This is a genomic window from Spirosoma flavum (assembly GCF_042686045.1).
Lineage (GTDB): Bacteria > Bacteroidota > Bacteroidia > Cytophagales > Spirosomataceae > Spirosoma > Spirosoma flavum.
Genome location: NZ_JBHUOM010000007.1, coordinates 46,168 through 62,283, shown reverse-complemented (window position 1 = coordinate 62,283; position 16,116 = coordinate 46,168). Strand labels below are relative to the sequence as shown.

At 45.9% G+C, this 16,116-nt stretch carries 19 protein-coding genes; 3 read left to right on the top strand and 16 right to left on the bottom strand.

The window, feature by feature from the left end; all coding sequences use genetic code 11:
• Positions 1-31 precede the first annotated feature (31 nt).
• The 16 genes from ACFS25_RS13670 to ACFS25_RS13595 all read right to left on the bottom strand — a co-directional run bounded on the left by ACFS25_RS13670 (position 32) and on the right by ACFS25_RS13595 (position 10,321).
• A complete protein-coding gene (locus ACFS25_RS13670; RefSeq protein ID WP_381501606.1) occupies positions 32-1,489 on the bottom strand; it encodes a TolC family protein in 1,458 nt (485 codons plus the stop codon).
• Entirely contained in the window at positions 1,486-3,750 is a 2,265-nt protein-coding gene (locus tag ACFS25_RS13665) for a peptidase domain-containing ABC transporter (RefSeq protein WP_381501602.1), read from the bottom strand. Before ACFS25_RS13665 ends, ACFS25_RS13670 begins: the two co-directional genes overlap by 4 nt.
• 24 nt (positions 3,751-3,774) lie before the next feature.
• Positions 3,775-4,953 (bottom strand): HlyD family secretion protein, encoded by a 1,179-nt coding sequence (locus ACFS25_RS13660; protein WP_381501600.1) that lies wholly within the window; start codon positions 4,951-4,953, stop codon positions 3,775-3,777.
• 677 nt (positions 4,954-5,630) lie between these two features.
• On the bottom strand, positions 5,631-6,086 hold the full coding sequence (locus ACFS25_RS13655; RefSeq protein ID WP_381501906.1) for a CPBP family glutamic-type intramembrane protease: 456 nt from the start codon (positions 6,084-6,086) through the stop codon (positions 5,631-5,633).
• Between the two features lie 322 nt (positions 6,087-6,408).
• Complete coding sequence (locus ACFS25_RS13650) at positions 6,409-6,987, bottom strand: DUF3267 domain-containing protein (RefSeq protein ID WP_381501599.1); 579 nt, start codon at positions 6,985-6,987, stop codon at positions 6,409-6,411.
• A gap of 217 nt (positions 6,988-7,204) precedes the next feature.
• Entirely contained in the window at positions 7,205-7,372 is a 168-nt protein-coding gene (locus tag ACFS25_RS13645; RefSeq protein ID WP_381501597.1) for a hypothetical protein, read from the bottom strand.
• A 33-nt stretch (positions 7,373-7,405) separates the two neighbouring features.
• Positions 7,406-7,588, bottom strand: a complete 183-nt coding sequence (locus ACFS25_RS13640) for a class IIb bacteriocin, lactobin A/cerein 7B family (protein ID WP_381501595.1) — start codon at positions 7,586-7,588, stop codon at positions 7,406-7,408.
• Positions 7,589-7,665: 77 nt separating this feature from the next.
• The gene (locus ACFS25_RS13635; RefSeq protein ID WP_381501593.1) at positions 7,666-7,800 is read right to left on the bottom strand and encodes a hypothetical protein; all 135 of its coding nucleotides are present in this window, start codon (positions 7,798-7,800) and stop codon (positions 7,666-7,668) included.
• A gap of 45 nt (positions 7,801-7,845) precedes the next feature.
• Positions 7,846-7,980, bottom strand: coding sequence for a hypothetical protein (locus ACFS25_RS13630; RefSeq protein ID WP_381501590.1), 135 nt, complete (start codon positions 7,978-7,980; stop codon positions 7,846-7,848).
• A 106-nt stretch (positions 7,981-8,086) separates the two neighbouring features.
• Entirely contained in the window at positions 8,087-8,236 is a 150-nt protein-coding gene (locus ACFS25_RS13625) for a hypothetical protein (protein ID WP_381501587.1), read from the bottom strand.
• A 54-nt stretch (positions 8,237-8,290) separates the two neighbouring features.
• Positions 8,291-8,446 carry a hypothetical protein gene (locus ACFS25_RS13620; protein ID WP_381501584.1) on the bottom strand — a complete coding sequence of 52 codons (156 nt, stop codon included), beginning with the start codon at positions 8,444-8,446 and terminating at the stop codon, positions 8,291-8,293.
• 298 nt (positions 8,447-8,744) lie between these two features.
• Positions 8,745-8,885, bottom strand: coding sequence for a hypothetical protein (locus ACFS25_RS13615; protein WP_381501581.1), 141 nt, complete (start codon positions 8,883-8,885; stop codon positions 8,745-8,747).
• Between the two features lie 4 nt (positions 8,886-8,889).
• Positions 8,890-9,039 (bottom strand): hypothetical protein, encoded by a 150-nt coding sequence (locus ACFS25_RS13610; RefSeq protein ID WP_381501577.1) that lies wholly within the window; start codon positions 9,037-9,039, stop codon positions 8,890-8,892.
• A gap of 64 nt (positions 9,040-9,103) precedes the next feature.
• Complete coding sequence (locus ACFS25_RS13605) at positions 9,104-9,355, bottom strand: hypothetical protein (RefSeq protein ID WP_381501574.1); 252 nt, start codon at positions 9,353-9,355, stop codon at positions 9,104-9,106.
• Between the two features lie 354 nt (positions 9,356-9,709).
• On the bottom strand, positions 9,710-9,913 hold the full coding sequence (locus tag ACFS25_RS13600; protein ID WP_381501571.1) for a hypothetical protein: 204 nt from the start codon (positions 9,911-9,913) through the stop codon (positions 9,710-9,712).
• A 228-nt stretch (positions 9,914-10,141) separates the two neighbouring features.
• Positions 10,142-10,321: a hypothetical protein gene (locus ACFS25_RS13595; RefSeq protein ID WP_381501568.1), complete on the bottom strand. Its 180-nt coding sequence runs from the start codon at positions 10,319-10,321 to the stop codon at positions 10,142-10,144.
• A 454-nt stretch (positions 10,322-10,775) separates the two neighbouring features.
• On the opposite strand from ACFS25_RS13595, the gene ACFS25_RS13590 reads away from it, so the two are divergent.
• The 3 genes from ACFS25_RS13590 (at position 10,776) to ACFS25_RS13580 (ending at position 15,921) form a co-directional block, all read left to right on the top strand.
• Complete coding sequence (locus ACFS25_RS13590) at positions 10,776-11,024, top strand: helix-turn-helix domain-containing protein (RefSeq protein WP_381501565.1); 249 nt, start codon at positions 10,776-10,778, stop codon at positions 11,022-11,024.
• Positions 11,025-11,273: 249 nt separating this feature from the next.
• A complete protein-coding gene (locus ACFS25_RS13585) occupies positions 11,274-12,218 on the top strand; it encodes an ABC transporter ATP-binding protein (protein WP_381501562.1) in 945 nt (314 codons plus the stop codon).
• A 70-nt stretch (positions 12,219-12,288) separates the two neighbouring features.
• Complete coding sequence (locus ACFS25_RS13580) at positions 12,289-15,921, top strand: ABC transporter permease/M1 family aminopeptidase (RefSeq protein ID WP_381501559.1); 3,633 nt, start codon at positions 12,289-12,291, stop codon at positions 15,919-15,921.
• The last annotated feature ends 195 nt before the right edge of the window (positions 15,922-16,116 follow it).

Below are 16,116 nucleotides of genomic sequence, written 5' to 3'. Positions count from 1 at the left end.
TATTTTGTTGCAAGTACAGTATAATATATACTCATAATTCACCAAGTTTATAAAAGTCAACGATCTTCTCTCGCAGTATCGTCTCGTAGCGAAGCTGAATTAAATTAACCGAAGCTCGGTCAATATTACTTTTTGCCAAATTGTATTCTACTGCATTTAGCAGACCGGCGTTGTAGCGAGCTTCCGCAGCTTTGAACGACTGCCCTAATACCGAAACCTGTTGATTCAAAGCATTATAACGATCTTTGGTGTTTTCAAACTGATTAACAGCCTGATCGATAGCCTGCCGTAGATTTCGCCGGACACCTTCGGCCTGCGACTCTGCTAACTGCTGCTGTAACCGCGCATTAGTCGTTCGGTAACGCACCTGAAAGCCATTTAAAATTGGAATACGGACGCTGACACCCACGCTTTTGTACTGATTGTTGTCGAATTGGTGAAAATAGCCAATGCGCTCCGAAGACGACGTTTGGGCCAGCACCTTGACCGGGTAGGACTGTCCGGCCACATCCACAAAGCCGGTCGTTGTTTGCTCAATCATATCCGGGCTGAATACATTCTGGCGGGCCGCGCTGGAAAATGATGTTCCCCAGTTGGCCGTCAGTGTTATGATTGGGTAAGCTATTCCTTTAGCCAGGTCGATTCCTTTTTGGGCAGCTTTAGTACGCAGGTCAGCGGCCAGCACTTCGGGCATAAATGTACGCGCCTGGCTGTACAACTGGTGCGCATCCATTAGGCTGGTTTGCATCGACATCGTATCTGGTAGCCGCACAAGTTCTAGTTGCGTGGTGGCGGGTAGATTCAGTACTTGCAACAATGTCAGCAGAGCCGCATTTAGATTGGTTTTGGCCTGTACCCGTTGCATATCATCGATTGCCAGTTGACTTTTGGCATCGTAGAGATTAAATGGAGCTACAGTGCCCATCTTCATCAGTTTTTCGGTTCGTTCGACCTGAGCCTGCGATACAGCTACCTGCACAGCACTTGCCGTTAGTAGATCCTGTGCTGACAGTACCTGTAAATAGGCCAGCAATGTGTTAAGTGTGAGACTGTTTTTGATGGCTGCCACGTCGAATTGACTCGCCTGGGCGATCAGACCCTGCTGAAGTAACGTGTTTTTTAACTGAAAGCCGTTAAAAATGGTCCAATTTAGCCCTAGCCCCGCGTTGCTGGTTGCGATTTGGGCGTTGGTGATTCCATTGGTATAAGGATCAACGTTGCGCCCAAAATTTATTCCCTGACTAGTTAGGCCCGACACTACCGGTAACTGACTTTTTCGGGTCTGCTCCACAGTATTGTCAGCCACTTGTTTTTGCAAAACTGACTGCCGTAGTACTGGCTGATTTTCTAACGCTAATGTAATGCACTGTTCCAGCGTCAATGTAGTCGAACGCGGTTCGGCCAACGTGATTAAGGGAGATACAGGACCCTGGGCCCGAGTTTGGTTAAACAAGCTCAAAGCGAGTAGGAGTAGGCATATTTTTTTCATGCGACTAAGGCGGGTTTAGCGTCAGTACTGTCAATCCTGGAAACAAGTTGATCGCCGTTGGCACTGATCTGGAGTAAATTCAGTGGCGACTGTGCCAGCGTGTTAATGGTCAGCGGCATTTGTGAGGCCCAGAGCTTGTAATAAGCGGTTTGCTGAGCCAGTAACTCGAAATGCGACCCTTCTTCGATTAATTTACCTTGCTCGATAACCACAATTTTGTCGGCGTTCATCACTGTGCTCAGCCGGTGCGCAATGAGAATGACTGTTTTATTGTGTTCCCGCAAATGCCGAATCGTTTCCTGCACGCACTGCTCCGAAATTGAGTCGAGCGACGAGGTAGCCTCGTCAAGGATCAGTACATCAGGATTTTGGTAAAGGGCCCGTGCAATGGCAATGCGCTGCTTCTGTCCACCCGATAAGCTCGCCCCGTTTTCGCCCAGGTATGTATGAAAGCCATTTGGTAGTTTCTCAATGAAATCCGTGATGCCGAGTCGCTGACAAATGGACACAATCCGCTGCATATCGGGCTGGTATTCGCCCACGGCGATATTGTCGATTACGTTTCCGGCAAAGAGGTCGATTTTCTGCGGAACCACGCTCACCCGACGACGGATGCTGTCATTGCTGATGTGCTTGATGTCATAGTCGCCGATGTGGATGCTGCCACTCTGAAGCGGATACAGATTTTGCAGCAGTGACAGCATCGTAGACTTACCCGACCCACTTTCTCCCACAACGGCGGTGATCTTCCCACGAGGTACCGTCAGGCTGAGGTCATCGAATACCTGCGTACGGGTGCCGTAGCGAAACGAAACGTCGGTAAAGCGGATATCGCCGATCATCTCCGGTTTTAGCTCGATTTTGTTTTCGGTTTCTTCCCGCTCCAGGTCCATAATTTCGAACAAACGGTCGGCGGCAATGAGGGCGTCCTGTACGGTTCGGTTGGCCCCGATCAATTGACTTGCCGGGCCGGTGAAGTAGCCGATGAGGGCGTAGAATGATAGCAACTCGCCGGGGGTAATCTGGTTATCAATGACGAAGCCTGAACCAACCCAAAGGAGCACGATGGTGAACAGCCGCGACACGATTTCCGTGGCGTTACCTGACCACACTGAGTTACGAGCCGAGGTGAAAATGGTTCTGAGCAGTTTGATAAATCGCGTTTCAGTCTTGACATTGGCAAACTCTTCCAGCCCAAACCGTTTGATGGTACCCATTGCGTTTAGCGACTCGACCAGCTGCGACTCCAGTTCGGCGGCATCTTCCATTAGTGTCCGCTGATATTTCCTGTTTAGCTTATTGACAATCAGGTAAATACCTCCATAGAAAGGGATGACGGCCAGCATAATCATCGCCAGTTTCCAGTCATACGTGAACATCATGCCGAATGAGAATAACACGATAAATACGTTGACGACCAGACCCGTAGCCGCATCATTGATGAATGCCCGGATCTTCACTGCGTCGTTGATGCGTGAAATAATTTCGCCCACCCGCATCGTATCAAAGAATTGCTGCGGCAGCTTCATCAGGTGTTTATAATACCCCAGAATCAGTCGTGCGTCGATTTGCTGTCCTGTTTTAAGTGCAAACATACTTTTCATACTGCCGATGAAGAGTTGCAGCACTAGAATCAGCACCATCACGATACTGAGCAGGTTGAGCAGATTTCGGTTACCTTCTACGATGACGTTGTCGACAATCTTCTGCATATAAATCGACGTCGACAGGCCCAGCACGGTATAAATCAACGCACCGAAGAGCGCTTGTATCATCACACTACGGTGCGGCCGCACTAACTGCCAGAAACGCTGCGTGGCCGATACTTTCTCGTTGCCAGCTGTAAATTGATCGTCGGGCAGCAGTAGAATCAACACGCCGGTCCAGATTTTTTTAAACTCCTCGTGGGTGTGTTTTATGAATTTGCCCGGTCCGGGGTCCATCACAAGGATATGTTTGTCGGTCACGTCGTAAATGACCACAAAATGGTGCAGGACTTCCTTCACGATAATGTGAGCGATGGCGGGTTTGGGAATCTTGCTCAGGCTTTCGAACGTACCCCGTACTCCCTTCGCCTGAAAACCCAACCGGTGAGCCGCTTCAATCATGCCCAGTACATTGGTTCCTTTCTGATCAGTAGACGCCATCTGCCGGATGCGGGCAATAGGCATCATAAGTTTATAATGCGCCGAGATCGACGCCAGACAAGCCGCCCCGCAGTCGGTAATGTCGTGTTGTTTGATTATCGTTTTCTTTGCCATGATTTCTTGAGGAGGGAGTTTACTTTATTTCGCGGCTAAGGCGGGGGTGTTCTTCGGGTTGAGCCAGTCGTCGGCATTGTCGTATAGGAGGTCGAACAGGCTACGACGTGTCACCACAAACCGCGCCCGTACCGTCATACCTTTTTTGAGGTAGCCTTTATACCCTTCTTTGAGCGACAGGAAATTCTGATCGAGCTGGCATTTGACCCGAAACACGGGTGTATCGTTCATCACAATAATGTCGTTCGATACCTCAGTAATTTTACCCTGTACCATGCCCCACTGATTATAGTCGAAGGCGTCGACCTGCATTCGGGTAATCATACCGGGCCGCAGTAGACCAATGTCCTTCGGCGATACGTAGCACTCAACCAGCAGGTTTGAATCGGGTGAGATTACGCCGAGCACTTCACCGGGTTGTACGTAGGAACCGGGATACCGGCCGCCTAACTGACTGACTGTACCGGCCACTGGTGCCTTGATGGTATGCAGTTTTTGCTCGTTAAGCAATTGGCGTTCCTGAGCGCGGAGTTCATCAAGAGCAAGTTGGTGTTGGTTAAGGCTGGCCTGCCACTCGCTCACCTGCCGTTCAATCTGCGATGCGTATTGCGCGACCACCGTGTTGTATGTGTATTCTTTGTCTTCGAACTCCTGCTTCGCCAATACCTTGTCCTGGTAAAGCTGCCGGGTCACATCTAACTCACGTTTGCGCTTGGTTTGCGTCTGCGTGTTCTCGGTGAGCAAAAACCTGAATTGTTCGTACTGCTGCCGCACCACCGGCGATTGCAGACTTGACACTGACAACAGGTTTTGGCGGGAAGCGTGTACGAGCCTGTCGAGGTCGTGGATGTTGAGATTTTTTTCGCTTTGCTGCGAGCGGTTCAGCCGGAGTTTACTGTCCAGCACCTCAGTCTGAAGCCGGATCATAGGCTGGTTTCGGTTCACCGGCTGATTGTCGTGGACGAGAACTTCAGCGATGGTGCCTGCCACAAGCGGGCGTAGTTCATTGCGTTCGGCCACCGTGCGGACCATGCCATTACTCTGCACCGATACTTCGGTATGCACGAACGGGAGAGAGCAGAGGGCAGCTACAATGGCAAGGGCAACTGAGCAGTAGATAAGTTGCCCCCGTACCGTAACCTGGGGCAGGTAAGCCTCCGTCGTATGCTCGATAACGGTGGGCGGGTGTAGTTGATGTTGCATCGCGTTAACGTTTGGGATAAAATCTTATCTCAAAGGTCGGACGGTGCTAAACGAGGTTCAATAACAGGCAGTTGTACTTTATAACGGTGGGGAATAAATGATTCGTTCTGATCCTTTCTAATCAGAAAAGGTCAATCAGTACTGATCGACCCTAGGTTTAAAAAAGCGACCACTTCTTACTTCTACTGCTAACTAATTTACGTTTATTCGTCGTAAAAAGATCATAAGTAATTACAAATAATGGCAAGGTAGCAAACACATAATCTTCATAGCACAAACTGTAAAAAAGGACCAGAAATAATGTCATAACGAAAAGTATTAGCAAACGGGCACGATTCTCTTTGAAAATACTTTTTCTGAAGCTAATAATTTCTAAAGTAATAATAAGCGCATTGTTGACTATAAATAATAGTTTAGAGTTGATAAATTCACTCAAACTTGCTATCAAAGGCTGCATATACCTAAGTGAAACAGTGTGATAACAATGGAAAATCCACTTATTACAAGTCCAAAAAGACGTTTCTGATTCACATTTTCGTTAGTTGATAATTTATCTATTTAGCTTAACTGAAATCGATAGTAGACTGGTATAACAAATACAATTATTATGCCAGTCAAGACCTGACATATTGCAATTTGATACCGTCATATCAGCTTGTGGTATATTAAACAAATAGTCAAAATAATCTGTACCAGGTCATCGAGCCATTAACCAGCACGTGCAGACATACGGCCCATATAAATCCATTTCTAATTCTAACAATACCCAGAACAAAACCAAGGGCTATCTGAGGTAAAACGTAAATCGGATAAAGGAAAAATATATCTTTAAAAATTGGGCTGAAGTTAAATAAATGCATGAATCCGAATAATAATGAACTGGCAATTAGTAGTTTTTTCTGATCTATATTTTTGATATAATCGTTGTCAAAACCAACAAAATGATATAATAAAAAGAAAAGAAGAATGCATAAAACTAGTCGTATTGTAGACGTTAAGAGAGAAATATCATGTCCAATAATATCAGTAATAAAGAAGACAAATGTTGCAATTGATAACGATACGTTGTATCGAGTTGGTTTTAAGAGTAATCGAAATGATACTTCTTCAAGTATAGGAGATTTTATAGTCATGAGTATAATTCCCTTATACAAACCTATTGTGCGTAAATAATCTTCTGTTTTAAAGTGAGAGTCATAAATGGATTGATAATTTAATACGTTTACAATAAATAGATCTGTTAGTAAAATTAGTATTATACAAACTATTCCCAGACCATAGTATGCGAAAAAGGCATATAATAGCTCAAGCCATTTTCGGCCAATACTTTTTTCGGTAATTGGTTGTAAACATTGACTAAGCGTATACATCTTTTTAATAAGTAGAGGTCGGACGGTGCTAAACGGGGTTCAATAACAGGCTGTTGTACTTTATAACAGGTAGGAATACCGTATGCTATTGGGTTGTACTAATAGGCAAAACAACTAACAGCCCCACTTTGGTTGGATGATCCTGCACCAGATCGTTGGGTCGTAGATGCCGCATGAGCCAGAGAATCATCATGTCGCCCGCTGCCGCCAGGGTAAATAATATGCCAAGCGCACAAAGCCATCCACTACCCGTTGCCAGCGCGAAGCCGTAGGGGAGCAGCCCCGTAATTATGAGCGGCATAACGACAACCAGACGATACGCACGGGCAGTAATTGGTATGGTGGGATGGCAATATGGAGTGATGGTGGACCACTGCACACCAAACTTGATGGTTCGCCATGATAACCGTCCAATCCACTTGGCCGTCAGGCCGTGTATCAATTCGTGCAATAGGATTCCGGCAAACATGGCGACCATGAACCAGAGAAGCCCGACCGAAGCGTTGCTTTGATCAGTAAGTGTATTTAGCGAAACAGGCCAGATGCTGGCGAAGGGCCAGACCATTAGGGGAATGCCAACGAGAAACGCAACTCCACCATAGAGTTGCGCTTTAAAAGTAGACAGCGTCATGTCTTTAGTTTTGACTTGATCGTGAATTTTCACAAAAACTCGTTAGAAGAAAAACTCGCCTAGTTGCCTACCCAAACTTTTACCGATTCGATAAAAAAAGTCAATCAATCCAATCTTACTGATAACTGCCAAAATAATGACAAATAGTACCGTTTGAATAAACGGTGAGGAAATGATTTGTTTCATATCATCCGTATCTAAAATGATGTACAGCCAGCCCTTAGGGCTGGCTGTACATCGTATAGTTTGCTTACCAGATAGCTTCGCCAATTTGACGACCTAAGTTTTTACCGTACGTATGGATGTTATCGAGAGTATTCGTAATCCAGTCGCCAAGACCAGACAGATCAACTCCACCTTGATATTCAATCAGATCCTGATCTGAGAGGGGTGTCAATTCGATGCTATAATTTTCCATTGTATAAATAAGTTTTAATTATAAGAGTAGCTATTAATGTTTCGCGTTGTAAACTTCCAGCATACCTTCTGCTACGCCTGCAGCAAACACTAATAATGCGCCACCTGCAATGATAAGAGCAACAGCAACAACCGGTGCAATGCCGCCATCGACATTAATCATTTCAGCATCTTTCAATTCTACTACTTCAGCTTGATCAAAATTAAAATTAGACATTGTTTGATTTGTTTTGATAGTAAACAATAAGTAAAATATATTTTCTGCAACTCTGGTTAGATTGATTTACCCTAACCCTACACGTTGTAATAATTGCAAATGATACCCGCAACGGTAAATAATAATCCAATGATGCCACCACCGTCTACTTCGGTCATTTCGGCATTCTGTAACTCTACTACTTCGGCTTGATCAAAATTGAAATTAGTCATTGTCTGGTTTGTTAAAACGGTATAAAAATAGATACACTGTATTCCTTAAACCCCAAAAAAATTGCAAACCGCTCCGATGATGCAAAGGATCGTTCCGATGCGGCCACCACCGTCTACTTCGGTCATTTCAGCGGCTTTTAATTCTACTACTTCAGCTTGGTCAAGATTAAAATAAGTCATTGTTCGGTTTGTTAAAACGGTATAAAAATAAGTACACTATATCTCTTCCATCCTCGACCTAACCCGGGATGCGTTGGCTGGAAGGGTATTCTCAATCTGCCTGAGATTACAGGCCCATGTAGTTCAAAATTTCACCGGCGATGAAGAAGACACCGGCAGCAATTTTGAGACCTGTAGCGACCGCACCACCACCATCGATATCCGACATCTCGTTAAAATTCAGTTCAGCTACGTCTAAATAATCAAAATTTTGCATGGTTTTTGTTTTTTGAAGATGGTATAATTGATTAGATAAATTACCTCTGGTCTACTACCAGCCTTGCGAATCTGCGTAAACAGCAGCAGCGGCTAATCCGTAAGCTACACATTTACAAACGACGCCCCACAGGCCCCCGGCTTCAACTTCGGTTACTTCTTCGTTATTCATCTCAACTACTTCGTAATTCTCGAGCGCAATGTTAGTCATGGTTCAGTTTGTTAAAATGGTATAAAACTACGTACATTATGTCCCTTCCATCCTCGGCCTAACCCGGGATGCGTTGGCTGGAAGTGTACTCTCAATCTATTCCACAGAGATCGTCTATTGCTATTGAAAACCGTCTGCCTGACCGTTACCTACGGGATCTATGCCCGGTAGCTATCGAACGTATTACAGGCTTCTTCCTTGAGTTATTCAGCAGATCGCTAACCCTATGGTCATTAATTAATTCGAGATTGATAACTCCAGGGCTATTGAACCAGGTGGAGTATGGTCGGTCAAGGCGTTATACCTGTGGCCCTTTGTAGCTGATCATATCCAGTACGGCCTCGGCAACAGCCTTCGCAGCATCGTACAGCCAGTTGCCGCCAGCTAGCTCTTGTTGCTCTTTCTGAGTTAGTTCCTGAGTTTGGTTGTCTGTCTGCATAGGTCTATTCGTATTTCTGAAATGGACGATTTGAGCCGTTGTTTTCGAAGTCATCCCGGATATCGAGAATGGTGTCGACTGCGCGAGCTAGTGCATTGAGCCAGTTTCCGCCCTCAATGGCCTTTAATTCAGTTTTTGTTAAGTCTGTAAGCATATTTTCTGGATTGATTTACTAGGATGAATTAGTTTACATCTGTCTGTTCAGCAGCACTTCGTTTCTATTGTTCTTCGACTATCTTCTCTGGCATTATGTCGACGTGGTATAGTGAGCCAAACACTTCGGGTTTTCTTTTGTCAGGTTTACCCTTGCCTTTGTTCACATATACCGAATCGTCCAATGGAATAACCAGTACCGGTACTGAAGTGCTTTCTTCAGTTGCCATATGGATAGGTACTACGGGAGCGTTTTCTGTGCAGGCGGTCGCCAGGAGCAGTAAGCCAGCTACGACCAATAGATTTACTTTAGTCATGATTTCTGATTGTACTTAGTTTAATTTTTATATAAGTATTTGATTGACAGATAGTTAATATAGCTATTTTTGGATATCTGTATGGCTTCAAGTACTAATTTGGGCTGGGACTAACTTGTTGTTAAAAGAACTCCCCCACCAGATAGAGCGGGGGAGTTACCCGATCTTATCCCACCTGTATTGATACACTATACGATTGTTAATTTTCTATGATTAGTTACTAAAAGTCCACTGACGCTTTGTGCATTTACGATCCTAAAAGACTTGCGTTGTGGATGACGGGTTGAGAGTACGATTAGCTTATTATGTAGGGCTACTATGCGTAAAACAGTAATAGAGAGTTATTTCGCTGGACTACAGCACACCTGGATCAATTGGTAGCGGTAATGGCAACCTGATAGGCGGGAACTTAATAGGAGGAAACCTAATAATAGGAAAAGGCCGGGGAAAATAGACATTTTCCAGCACTGGCATGTCGTCACTGCCGCCCGTTATTTGTGGTAGTTCGACTTCGCTCAACGGCGTTAATTCGTTTGAATGTACTGATGTATTTTGCATGTCTTATTTGATTTATTGATTATTTATTTTGGCTGACTTTGTGACAATTGATACTGTTTCGATGGGACAAAGTTGCGGGTCAACTAATTGATTATCAATAACTAAATAGTGTACTTTATTCAATTTGGTTATAACGGCCAGCTAACGTTGAATTTCCATCTTATCGAAAAAGTCCTTACCCATTTCAGTAAAAAAAATTTCTGCGTACAGGGGGTTACTGGTAACTGCCTAAGCTGCTTCGTCGTAATAATTGACTGCGTCATCTGTCGGCAGGTCCATCTGGCCAAATAGGTCGCTGGCCGAGACGAGCCAATTTTCATCGAACGAGCCAGCTTCGTTGGCCATTAAGTCGAAGTCATTGTTCATCCAGACTTCAAAAGAGAATTCGGAGTTGATACGGTTTTTCATGGCTTGTTTGCTTTATGATTAACATCGATTTGGAATTGAATTTTGTGCTGTTCTGATGAAACAAAGGTTGCCTATGCTCAGGCCCAATTCAATAACCATCGGTTGTATCGTAACCCATTGAGATATAGTTTATTCAGATAAGTTATGCAGGCATTCATGCCTCTCTTATAAAACAGATTTGTGTGGTGTCAGATCCAAGCAGGTGACTATATAGTAAAGGATATGCCATGTTTTATAAGAAAGCCCTGTGTCACTAAAGGAGTACTGTTTGTCAGGAATAGAAAGTAGGTAACTCGTCATTCATCGATGTAGCCTGTGGGTGTAATAATCAATTAGCCGATGTAATGACGCATTGGTCGATGAAGTGAACTCATCTGTCGAAACAAGTTTCTGTTTATGTCCAACTACGGTTGATTTGTGTCGGTCAAATAACACAAACTTTTCAATCTACGTCATGAACCACATTGCTATCAAAATTCGCAAGCTCCGGGAAATTCACGGCTATCCCCAGGAATACGTTGCTTTCCAGTTAGGCGTAAGCCAGGCCGCTTACAGTAAAAAGGAAACGGGTCGGACAGAATTATCCCTGACCGTTCTACAACAAGTAACCTCTTTATACGGGATAAGCCTGGTCGATCTGCTCAGTCTGCCACTTAATGACTTGATTATTGCGGTTTTGCAGCAGGATAAGAAGATACATTAACCACATTCTTCGATCCCGGTACATCGTTTGAAAAGACCCATACGATAAATTGCCGCATTGCCGCTACTTCGCAGTTGTGGCTGATCTGCGGACTTTGCAATTGTCGTCCCCACTCCTTTATTGGTCGAAGAAAAGGCTGTATTGGTCGATATAATTTTCCCGACTAGTTTCTGAAAAGTTGCTTTGTCTGATCGAGTGATAAACCAGACACGGCTATCACCCTATTTCAACTTTTTTCCCCCTACAATCATGAAGTTACTAATCGATAAATTGACCAAGACTTACCAAAATGGCCAGTCTGCTGGTTCGATTCGTGCCCTGAACGATGTATCGTTAACGATTGAACCGGGGTTATTTGGGCTGCTTGGCCCGAACGGAGCGGGTAAATCAAGTTTGATGCGCACGATTGCTACCTTACAATTGCCCGACGAAGGGCGTGTTGTATTGCAGGATATTGATGGCCAGGACATTGATGCTGTTCGTCAGCCGGATGAGTTACGCCGGGTACTGGGATATTTACCACAGGATTTTGGTGTCTACCCGCGTATTGATGCCATAACTCTGCTGAATCATTTAGCCGTATTGAAAGGTATTCATAACCGAGCTGAACGTAAAGAGACAGTTGAAACGCTGCTTCATCGTGTTAACCTGTGGGACGTTCGTAAAAACAACCTAAGCGGCTATTCGGGTGGTATGCGCCAGCGGTTTGGTATTGCCCAGGCGCTGTTGGGTAACCCTAAACTCATTATTGTTGACGAACCAACGGCTGGATTAGATCCAACCGAACGTAACCGATTCCTAAATCTGCTGGCCGGGCTGGGTCAGGAAGCCATCGTCATTTTATCGACCCATATCGTCGAAGATGTGCAGGAGCTATGCCGCCGGATGGCGATTGTTAACAAAGGCCAGGTACTGCTGACAGGTCACCCGCTTGATGCAATGGCCCGGCTTGAGGGCCAAATCTGGAAAAAGTCCGTACGTCCGCAAGACTTAGAGTCTATGCATCAGATGCATACGGTCATTAATGAGCGCATGATTGCCGGCGAACCCGTCATCTACGTCTACGCCCATTCTATGCCTGGATATGGATTTGTCTCCGTTGAAGCCGGGTTAGAAGAAGTCTACTTTACGGAAATAACCGGTGCCAAAAATCACTATCGTTCCCGCACGACTAAGAATACATTAGTTGCCTAACGGTAGTTTGTATACGCAATACGTCTGATCCGGAAATTCTTTTTCGTCCATCCGTTTTCCTATGTGTTCTATGAACTGGTTATCCATTCTCTGCTTCGAGTTCCGTTATCGCCGAAATCGTCCGGCAACATACTTGTTTTTTGCGCTACTGCTGGGCCTCAGCTTCGCAACGGTAACCACCGACCTGATTCAGGGTTTATCGGGCGGGGCTATCAAAGATAATGGGACCATGGTGATGGTACGCATCAGCCTGTTTATGTTTATGCTGATGGGTGTTTTCATTAGTTCGGCTATCATGGGTGTGTCGGTCGTGCGCGATTTTGAACACCGCACCGATGCGCTGTTTTTCACAAAGCCCATACGCCGGTGGGAATTTTTAACGGGCCGCTACCTGGGGGCCATGCTCATTCTGCTGCTTACACTGGCCGCCATACCGCTGGGGTTGATGCTGGGCGAGGTTGCGCCCTGGCGTAATGCCGACCGGCTATTACCGTTCAACGCTGCCACCTACTGGCAACCCTACTGGACGATTATCGTACCAAACGCACTTATCGTTGGCAGTATTTTCTTTGCGGTTGGTGCGCTCAGTCGTAAAATGCTGGTTGTTTTCACGCAGGGCATGGTTTTTCTGATGCTTTACTTACTGTCTGGCACCCTGCTTTCCCAGATTGACCGACGAGAAACGGCGGCTCTGCTTGACCCATTCGGTTTGCGGGCAGTGGGGTACCTAACGCAATACTGGTCCATCAGCCAGCAAAACAACCAACTTCTGTCTTTATCGGATGTGCTACTTTGGAACCGGCTGTTATGGGTAGGTATCGCCGGACTAGCCCTACTGGTCACGTACCGGTTTTTCTCCTATCAACCTGCCAATGGTCTGCTTAGACGGAAAAGGGAAACAGAAAAAAAAGCTGATCTGGATACTATTGCGTTACGTCGCCCATTGGCTCAGGTTAGGCGTAGTTACGGGCAGGGTGCCTGGTTTAGCAATCTTGGTCATTTGACCCTGTTTTATGCTAAAGTGGTTATGAAAGACCTTCCTTTTCTGGCGCTTAGTATCGGCGGATTAGGCATGTTCCTTTTTTCGGCCTTCGATAATACGGGTGGCTGGTACGGGTCCCGAACGCTGCCCACTACGTATGTCATGCTGAATAAAATGGGATTATTTACGGGCTTGTTTCTGTTTATTTTAATGATCCTGTACGTTGGCGACCTGATATGGAAAGAACGAGACGTACGAATCAATCTCATCAGTGATGCATTGCCAGTACCAAATTGGGTACCGCTGCTGAGTAAATATCTGGGGTTAGGATTAGCGTTTTTCCTGATGATTACACTAGCTATCGGGTTGGGCACGCTTATGCAAGTCATGCTGGGTGGTGGGGCACTCATCGACTTGTCGGTTTATGCCAAGAGCCTCTACGGCAGTTCATTGTTGGGTTTGCTGACGTTTATGCTGCTGGGCTTTTTTATCCATACCCTGGTCAATAACAAGTTTGCCGGACACGCCCTGCTGGTGCTGTTTTTTGTGGCGTTGGGCGTTCTATCATACCTCGGAATCGAACATCGGTTGCTTCTGTTCGACTCCGCTTCATTAGGGACTTATTCCGATATGAACGGCTTTGGGCATCAGGTAGCCCCGTTCACCTGGACAACGCTCTATTGGTCAGCTTTTGGCGCACTTCTCTTCGCCGGAGCGGTTGTGCTGTCGGTGCGGGGGTCGGAGGAGTTGATGAAACTGCGGCTGCGCATGGGTCGCCACCAGTTAACACGCCCCGTGTTGACAGTTAGCCTGGCGATGCTGGTTGTGTTCATCTCCAGTGGCTCCTACGTTTACTACAACACCAACGTACTTAATGCGTATAAAAATAGCAAAGCGGCAGAAGCTGAACTAAGCCGGTACGAGAAAACCCTAAAGAAGTTTGCCGACTTGCCCCAGCCGCGCTTGACTAGTGTAACAATAAATGTCGATCTGTTCCCCTTAACCCGCGATTTCTCCGCAACGGGCTGGTATATTCTCAAAAACAAGACAACGCAGCCCATTCGGGAAATACATCTGCAAACCCACCGTGCAGATGAAATGCAAGTAAAACAGCTACGGCTTTCGGTCGCGAATCGGGTCGACAATCAATACGTGGCTGATTTCGCTTACCACATCTATCACCTCGACCAACCACTACAAGCAGGAGATAGTGTACGGCTCGATTTCGATGTACTCTACCGAACTAAAGGATTCAAGAATGGTCAGGCTAACATTGACATTGTGCAAAATGGCACGTTTTTTACCAACGAATACTTTCCAAGTGTTGGATACAACGAGCGCTATGAGCTGAAAGATGACGATAAACGAAAAGAAAATGGCCTGAAGCCAACAGAGCGGATGCGTACGCAAAACGACCCGATAGGAAGGCGGCAGAGTGTATTTGGGGATGACGCCGATCAGATTCGATTTGCCATGACCATCAGTACTACGCCCGAACAAACGGCCATTGCACCTGGATACCTTCAGAAAGTATGGACTAAAACAGGTCCTGATGGTAAACTCCGACGGTACTTTAGTTACCGAATGGATTCACCTATGGCTAATTTCTATTCCATTGTATCGGCTCATTATTTGGTCAAAAAGGAACTGTACGCCGGTAAATTCGGGAAACAGGTCAGTCTGGAAATCTATTACCATCCGGGTCATACCCACAACCTCGACCGTATGATGCGGGCCATGAAGGCATCGCTGGATTATTATCAGGTTAATTATGGTCCTTTCCAGCACCGCCAGCTGCGCATCATGGAATTTCCCCGTTATCGAGGTTATGCCCAATCGTTTGCCAATACGATTCCATTTGGCGAGGACATGGGGTTCGTTGCCGATATTGATGATACTAAGGATATAGACATGCCTTTTTTCGTAACTGCCCATGAAACAGCCCACCAGTGGTGGGGCCATCAGGTTACGGAAGCCAACGTGAAAGGCAGCGCCATGCTATCCGAATCACTAGCCGAATACAGTGCGCTGATGGTGATGAAACAGCACTACCCTAAAGAGCGAATGCAGTCCTTTTTAGGCTACGAACTGGATTACTACCTGCGAGGACGTCAGGCAGAAACCAAGAAGGAGCAACCCCTCTCTCAATGCGAAAATCAGTCATACATCCATTATAACAAAGGGGCGCTGGTACTCTATGCCTTGCAGGATCAACTGGGTGAAGCGCCTATCAACCAGGCTTTGCAGAACTACCGCAACCGCTGGAATACGACTAAAGTGGCTCAAACAGGCATATACCCCACGGCAGCTGACTTGACGGCCGAACTACGGGCCGTTACACCGGACAGTTTGCGGGGGCTACTTAATGACTGGGTCAATACGATTACTCTGTACGAACTCAAAACCGACCAGATAGTGGTGAAGCCAGTGGGAAAATACTATGACGTGACCCTGACCGTGGCGGCTCAAAAAGTACGTGCTGACAGTCTAGGTAACGAAACGCCCCGCCCCCTGAATGAATGGATGTGGGTGGGTGTATATGCGCCCAAGACAAAAGGTAGTCAGCAGGAAAAGCTGTTGTATTATCACCGACACCACATTACGCACCCAAAGCAAACGATTACAGTGCGTGTCGATCAAAAGCCGGAACGGGCGGGTATTGACCCCCTTAATCTACTTATTGACCGTCATCCAAAAAACAACGTCAAGAGCATAGATTAATAACTGTATTGAGTTTTTTATGTAAGCCGCAACTGGCTGGGATCAGCCTTGTGCTTGTCCCAGCCAGTTGCGGCTTTTGATTATAACCATCGGGAATAACTAATGACCTAATCAACTGAATTACAATCCGTTGTTATAGCTACCGGACTGTTAAACGACAACCTTTGTTATGTTCATAGACCATTTAAAAAGCTA

What these genes read in the sequence shown, in the direction of transcription:
- ACFS25_RS13670 (WP_381501606.1), bottom strand. Translation starts at nt 1,489, where the DNA reads ATGAAAAAAATATGCCTACTCCTACTCGCTTTGAGCTTGTTTAACCAA.
- ACFS25_RS13665 (WP_381501602.1), bottom strand. Translation starts at nt 3,750, where the DNA reads ATGGCAAAGAAAACGATAATCAAACAACACGACATTACCGACTGCGGG.
- ACFS25_RS13660 (WP_381501600.1), bottom strand. Translation starts at nt 4,953, where the DNA reads ATGCAACATCAACTACACCCGCCCACCGTTATCGAGCATACGACGGAG.
- ACFS25_RS13655 (WP_381501906.1), bottom strand. Translation starts at nt 6,086, where the DNA reads ATGACTATAAAATCTCCTATACTTGAAGAAGTATCATTTCGATTACTC.
- ACFS25_RS13645 (WP_381501597.1), bottom strand. Translation starts at nt 7,372, where the DNA reads ATGGAAAATTATAGCATCGAATTGACACCCCTCTCAGATCAGGATCTG.
- ACFS25_RS13640 (WP_381501595.1), bottom strand. Translation starts at nt 7,588, where the DNA reads ATGTCTAATTTTAATTTTGATCAAGCTGAAGTAGTAGAATTGAAAGAT.
- ACFS25_RS13635 (WP_381501593.1), bottom strand. Translation starts at nt 7,800, where the DNA reads ATGACTAATTTCAATTTTGATCAAGCCGAAGTAGTAGAGTTACAGAAT.
- ACFS25_RS13630 (WP_381501590.1), bottom strand. Translation starts at nt 7,980, where the DNA reads ATGACTTATTTTAATCTTGACCAAGCTGAAGTAGTAGAATTAAAAGCC.
- ACFS25_RS13625 (WP_381501587.1), bottom strand. Translation starts at nt 8,236, where the DNA reads ATGCAAAATTTTGATTATTTAGACGTAGCTGAACTGAATTTTAACGAG.
- ACFS25_RS13620 (WP_381501584.1), bottom strand. Translation starts at nt 8,446, where the DNA reads ATGACTAACATTGCGCTCGAGAATTACGAAGTAGTTGAGATGAATAAC.
- ACFS25_RS13615 (WP_381501581.1), bottom strand. Translation starts at nt 8,885, where the DNA reads ATGCAGACAGACAACCAAACTCAGGAACTAACTCAGAAAGAGCAACAA.
- ACFS25_RS13610 (WP_381501577.1), bottom strand. Translation starts at nt 9,039, where the DNA reads ATGCTTACAGACTTAACAAAAACTGAATTAAAGGCCATTGAGGGCGGA.
- ACFS25_RS13605 (WP_381501574.1), bottom strand. Translation starts at nt 9,355, where the DNA reads ATGACTAAAGTAAATCTATTGGTCGTAGCTGGCTTACTGCTCCTGGCG.
- ACFS25_RS13600 (WP_381501571.1), bottom strand. Translation starts at nt 9,913, where the DNA reads ATGCAAAATACATCAGTACATTCAAACGAATTAACGCCGTTGAGCGAA.
- ACFS25_RS13595 (WP_381501568.1), bottom strand. Translation starts at nt 10,321, where the DNA reads ATGAAAAACCGTATCAACTCCGAATTCTCTTTTGAAGTCTGGATGAAC.
- ACFS25_RS13590 (WP_381501565.1), top strand. Translation starts at nt 10,776, where the DNA reads ATGAACCACATTGCTATCAAAATTCGCAAGCTCCGGGAAATTCACGGC.
- ACFS25_RS13585 (WP_381501562.1), top strand. Translation starts at nt 11,274, where the DNA reads ATGAAGTTACTAATCGATAAATTGACCAAGACTTACCAAAATGGCCAG.
- ACFS25_RS13580 (WP_381501559.1), top strand. Translation starts at nt 12,289, where the DNA reads ATGAACTGGTTATCCATTCTCTGCTTCGAGTTCCGTTATCGCCGAAAT.